Annotated in this window: 5 protein-coding genes; 2 read left to right on the top strand and 3 right to left on the bottom strand. The window is 34.8% G+C overall.

Annotation, left to right across the window (positions count from 1 at the left end; genetic code table 11):
- Positions 1–816 precede the first annotated feature (816 nt).
- A partial coding sequence (locus AKG34_RS28670) for a TetR/AcrR family transcriptional regulator (protein ID WP_236695002.1) occupies positions 817–973 on the bottom strand: 157 nt, incomplete at its 3' end.
- Positions 974–1248: 275 nt separating this feature from the next.
- On the opposite strand from AKG34_RS28670, the gene AKG34_RS07905 reads away from it, so the two are divergent.
- Positions 1249–1851, top strand: coding sequence for a hypothetical protein (locus tag AKG34_RS07905; protein ID WP_053345579.1), 603 nt, complete (start codon positions 1249–1251; stop codon positions 1849–1851).
- 434 nt (positions 1852–2285) lie between these two features.
- On the opposite strand, the gene AKG34_RS28265 is transcribed toward AKG34_RS07905, so the two are convergent.
- Together AKG34_RS28265 and AKG34_RS07900 are read right to left on the bottom strand one after the other, a co-directional pair.
- Positions 2286–2432, bottom strand: a complete 147-nt coding sequence (locus tag AKG34_RS28265; RefSeq protein WP_169787507.1) for a hypothetical protein — start codon at positions 2430–2432, stop codon at positions 2286–2288.
- 685 nt (positions 2433–3117) lie between these two features.
- Complete coding sequence (locus tag AKG34_RS07900; protein ID WP_053345578.1) at positions 3118–4320, bottom strand: macrolide family glycosyltransferase; 1203 nt, start codon at positions 4318–4320, stop codon at positions 3118–3120.
- Between the two features lie 533 nt (positions 4321–4853).
- Between AKG34_RS07900 and AKG34_RS29245 the strand changes: the two genes are divergently transcribed.
- Positions 4854–4976: a hypothetical protein gene (locus AKG34_RS29245; protein ID WP_269083723.1), complete on the top strand. Its 123-nt coding sequence runs from the start codon at positions 4854–4856 to the stop codon at positions 4974–4976.
- The last annotated feature ends 506 nt before the right edge of the window (positions 4977–5482 follow it).

The following is a 5482-nucleotide window of genomic DNA, read 5'->3' as shown; positions in this document are numbered from 1 at the left end:
TTAGTATCAGATTCCTGTTCGTCGAGCCAAGATTTTATTCCACGCTTCCTCCAGCCCTTACCTCACGATAAGTACCTTGCGCTTCCTTAGTGGTTGGTCGATGTGTACCCCCACAGTGGACTTTCACCACCTAGATAGTTGCCATGCCTGGCACACAAGAAAAAGCTGCCTTAATGACAGCTCCGATCTTAAGCTAACGCACCCGTTAGTTGCATAAGACAATAAACAAATTGACCCCCAAATTAAAGAGACATTTATAAATGATTCATAGTTATAAAGCATCCATGTTGGATATTATGTTGAATGTCCCCATATTCTTTCATCAAGTATATGTTAACTAGATTTGTATAGAGTATACATAGAAGTTGTTATTAACCTTTCTTATTAGGTTGTTGAATTTGAAGCAATTCAATAAAAACACTTACTACATCCTGTATTTGAATTCGATTATCAACAAAATGTTGCAGATTAAATCCATTAAAAAGAGCCATGCTAGCCGTCGCTAAAGTTCTAGCATCCAATGGACTTCCGACAATACCTTCGTCCTTCATTTTCTGAAATAAATGTGTAAGGAATGACCTCCATTCCTCCATCTGGAGAATAAGCTTTTCTTTTATCTGAGGTAATTCATTCGAAACCATACATCCTTGGAGAAGCATAGGAGAAGACCCCTTTTCATAAGCCTCATTCACTAAACGCATAGAATATTCTTTAAATGTATTTAGTAAATCACAACCTTTTTGAGTAAGAGCTTCCTTTAAATCCTCAAAATAGAAATCAATACCTTCTTTTATCAACCTCAGTAAGAACTCCTCNAATCAATACCTTCTTTTATCAACCTCAGTAAGAACTCCTCTTTGGTGGAAAAATGAGCATAGAAAGCACCTTTAGAGTAACCAGCATGTTTTACAATTTGATCAATGCTTGTACTAGAATAGCCTTGCTTAGAAAACAATTCAATTCCTGATCGCATTAATTTGTTGATGGTTTCTTCTGATTGTTTTTGATGATGATTTAACATAAAAAACCCCTTTTTTAAAAAACTGAATATTTCATTAATTGTAACACATTTCTAATCATATAATAAATTGATTAATACCGACTAGTTGGTATTAAAAAATAACACGTATAAAGGAGTTGGTTGTTCATGACATTAACTAGTCAGATTAAATATTTCGAACCTTAAAAGAAAAAATGAATTCGACTATATTTAACTGGTGTGTAATTTATAAATAGGGAGTGGTTGAAGTGAAAACGATTTACAGTCTCATGTTTACTGTTGCTGTTACCTTCTTAGCGATCTTCTCTTTTTCTAATGTATCTTTTGCGGCCGGGGAAAGTCAGTACGATTTGATTGATGGGAAACAGGTATCGACAAATGCAAATGATCCCAAAGTCAAACATATTTACTATACTGGGGACGAACAGGGGAATGAAGTTCGTTTAGGGTTTACAACACAGCAAAAAGTAGATGATTATATCAAAAATGAAAAGAAAGTAGAGAAAGAATCGATTGTATCCAGTAACTTTGAAACTTTGGGATCTGGGACTTGTTGTACTGATTTTTATACAGGTGATAATAAAAGTGGATCGTACCGTGCTCTCAGGGTAGGATATGCTATCTCTGATATTACTTATTCGTGGGGAAGATCTTGGAATGACGTTATATCCTCAATCAGTACAGCTAGTAAAGGAACAACTTACTTGTATCAACATGAGTATTCAAGTGGAGGCTATATTAGGTTTAACAACGCTTACTATTGGGGAAAAACAATAAACTTATCAAAGTATAAATTTAGCAATGGTGTTTCGGCAAATAATAATGCATCTTCCGTGTACGTTTTAGACTGACTTTATTGTTGTTTATTTTGATAAAAATGGGTATAGGATGAAGAAAAACTATTTTTTCAACACCACAACATTTTAAAACAATGGTATCTGTGTTTAACAAAAGGATCTTCAATTAGAGGATCCTTTTTCATTACCTATAAGATCTCTTATGTAAACTAATTGATTAGGTTCTTCAACGAACTGGCCAGTTCGTTGAAAAAGGTATTCTAAAAAAAATGTAACAGACACAGAAGTGCCTGCTAAGTGAAATAAATATAGATGACGTGAAACGTCATTTGCAAGAGGTATTAGATAACTATCCCAAGAACAGGATTAAGCTGTGAAATAGGTGTTCATCCAGAGCTTCCGAGATAATTATATCAGGTAGTTTTTTTGAAAGATTTTAGATCAGTCATTAGCTCAACCAGAGCTCGTAATTTGAGTTGAGGGTTAAATTACCAAAAACACCTTCTTCTACGATCGAATCGATCGAATCTGTCACAACGATCGAATCGATCGAATCTGCCAAAACGATCAAATCGATCGAATCTGTCAAAACGATCAAATCGATCACAACGGCGTCTTCTATCACAAAAAAACATACAAAAATCCCCTCCTTTTAAAACTCTTACTATAAAATATGTTGGTATGAAAACAATGTATAGACAAGAGGCCATAAATCAAGAATACATAATCAAACAAAATAAATTCTGGTGCCAATCGATTTTATTTCCCTATACAAAAACCCCTTGTGCGGCAAGGGGTTTTTGTTTTTCGTACTTCCGTTAAAATACATTATGGGGTCCCACCAACATTTCGCGGAAAACATACGGTAAAACATTTTTTGGAATTAAAATGCAGGCTTTTTATACGCTAAGGAAGGATATTTTTCACTATAAACCCTCGTTTTTAGTGAATTTTAAGATGCAGTTCGTAGCGTGGCTGTCACTTTGACCGATAATTTGCGCATATTTTAAGTGTTATTTTGCATATCCACCTTTAAAAACCACCTTCACATGAGAAGATTAGCTGGGTTTCTTAATTATTTACATCGAATCATTATAGAACTATTCTGATCCGTTTAATAAAAAAGCGATTGCTCATTGTTCAGCAATCGCGCCCGATTGTTGAAGATCTTAATTACAATGTCTTGTTAAACTAACGCCCCAGTTACTTTACCTTGTATAACTTCACAATCTAGATATTGTTGCATTACTGCAATTAAAAAAGAAGTTGCTGTCCACTAAGAAAAAGTCAACAATGATCGTAGCTGAGAAATATTTGTATTTAGATATCATATTCACTTTTAAATTCGAAAATCTCATCAAAAGCTTGGTGATACCCACCCGATTTTTGAAAGGATTCCTTAATATTTACAACAGCTTTATGGAAAGATGGGTGGTTTAACACATGATCTGCGGATTCACGTAGTTGATTTGCTGTTAAGTTTTGCATTTGTAATTTAATACCGGCTCCGATATTGGCAACTTGTTGAGCAATTATAGGCTGATCAGCGCTTTGTGGGATTACAATTAACGGTACCCCGTAATAGAGACCTTCATTGGTACTGTTCATTCCACCATGTGTGATAAATAATTTAGTGTATTTCAGCACCTCAATTTGTGGAACATAATTTTTTACAATGAAGTTTTTGGGAATCTCCCCCAAATCAGATATTTGAGCTTTTTCCCCAATAGACATGACAACAGTATGATCAGTGTTCCCAAATGCCTTAAAACAAAGCTTATAGAAATCAATTGCTTGGTTAAAAACAGTACCCAGAGAAATGTAAATTAGGCTTTTTCCCTTGATTGCGGTAAGGTCGAAGTTTTCTTGCGTTGATCGTAAAGAGATGGATGGACCTACAAATTTGTAAGTTTGGTCAAATGTTTCTCCAAAGGGTTGAAACTCCCTAGTTGTATAAACGATTGTAAGTGGTGCAGGGTTACAAAAAACTTCATAAGGAGAACGGATTTCAACATCATATTTTTCTTTAATTTTTGTTGTCAGGTTTTGAAAATCATCATTTATCGTTTTAACAATTTCTGTTGGGATATTTTGTGAAAGATGTTCCAACATTTTATCAAATGATGCTTTTGTCTGTGCAAAAGAAGTACTAGAATTAATTGCCGGAAGTTTTAGTATTTGTGCAAGTAAACGTCCACAACCAAACATGGAATCGTGAATGATATAATCAAATTGTTCCCCTTCGATTTGCTCCAGAACACTAGGTATCATGATATCTGCCGTACGCAAAAGACCATTGATTCTTTCGTGTAAATAATTTCTTCCACCTGAGATAAAAGCTTTTATAAATTTTTCACCGTCAAATGTTCGTACAGTAGCTCCCGTCTTCTCAATACGTTCTCGAAAAGCTTCTATCGTAAAGTACACTACCTCTTCACCACGCGAAATAAGCTCTTGCACAACTCCAATAGTTGGATTGATATGTCCTTCTGATCCACCATTAATAAATAAAACACGTGCCATTATAACCACTCCTTAGGTAAAATGTTCTCTAGATTGTGTAAGAGTAAGGGTCACTGCCCCATACAATTGCTCAACTTAAATAATGGAATTAAATTTATCATAGTACAATATTTTAAAATCTCAAACTTTTAATTAACCTTGTAATTTAATATTTGCATCAAACGAGATCTTTCTGATGCGTGTATTAAATATAAATACATAGGTATTTGTTTGCACGGGATAGTTTAGTAATCGGAATCAAATAAATATGAAAAAGCTATCACATTAAATGATAGCTTTTTTATATTTATTTATAATGCAAAATAGCGATTTAAACAGGTGCAAAATAACGTCTAAAGTGACAGATAAGGTTGTAACTTTGATTTAAATGGATTTCGAAAACGTTCCTATTGGGAGTACTCTATTGAAACGAATTTTTGAGAGGGATTTTTTCAATAGAAGACTCGATAAATAAAAGCACTGAACTTAGGTAATTTGGACAAGCATGTATTTTTTCATCCCATATATATAGTAGAAAAAGGAGTGTTGTATATATGGGATGGTATAACAAAAGCTACAATCAGCGTCCTCCACAGCTTCCAATCCCACCAGATCCACCAGATCCACCAGAACCACCAATCCCACCAGAGCCACCAATCCCATCAGTTGTAGTCTAAGCTGAAATTGGGGTACAGACATCAAAACAGAAACTTGCTTAGCTTGTAATGGGCTGGGCTTTTTTAATTTTTACGGTATGGCGGAAACTATCAGAACCTTGTTATTTGATTTTTCATCGTCAGTATTCATGTTTAAATAACCTCTAACAACCATAAAAGTTGGTATTCCCCACATAATTATAAAAGTTACAAGAGAATCAGTATATATATTCAATAGTTACCTCTCCCATTCAGCATTACCATTTTACCACAAAAATTCATTAACCTTGTTCAACTAACCTGCCCCAATAGTCCCATAAAATCGAGTAGGAGGAGGCGCCTAGCCTCCGACCTCTCACACCACCGTACATACCGTTCGGTATACGGCGGTTCAGTTTAAGTCTGACGTAGTTTTGTATATCGTTCATATAGATTTACTAACCCATGATGGAGCCAATAAACATTATTAAGGGTTTTGTCTAGAATAGGACTATGCGCTATGCGCCAATAACCCTTTCTGCTATTTC

Source organism: Peribacillus butanolivorans, from assembly GCF_001273755.1.
Classification (GTDB): Bacteria; Bacillota; Bacilli; order Bacillales; family DSM-1321; genus Peribacillus; species Peribacillus butanolivorans.
This window is presented reverse-complemented; position numbering and strand designations above follow the sequence as displayed.

Excerpts from the sequence above, each read along its gene's own strand:
- AKG34_RS29245 (WP_269083723.1), top strand. The coding sequence starts at position 4,854 with ATGGGATGGTATAACAAAAGCTACAATCAGCGTCCTCCACAGCTTCCA.
- AKG34_RS07900 (WP_053345578.1), bottom strand. The coding sequence starts at position 4,320 with ATGGCACGTGTTTTATTTATTAATGGTGGATCAGAAGGACATATCAAT.
- AKG34_RS28265 (WP_169787507.1), bottom strand. The coding sequence starts at position 2,432 with ATGTTTTTTTGTGATAGAAGACGCCGTTGTGATCGATTTGATCGTTTT.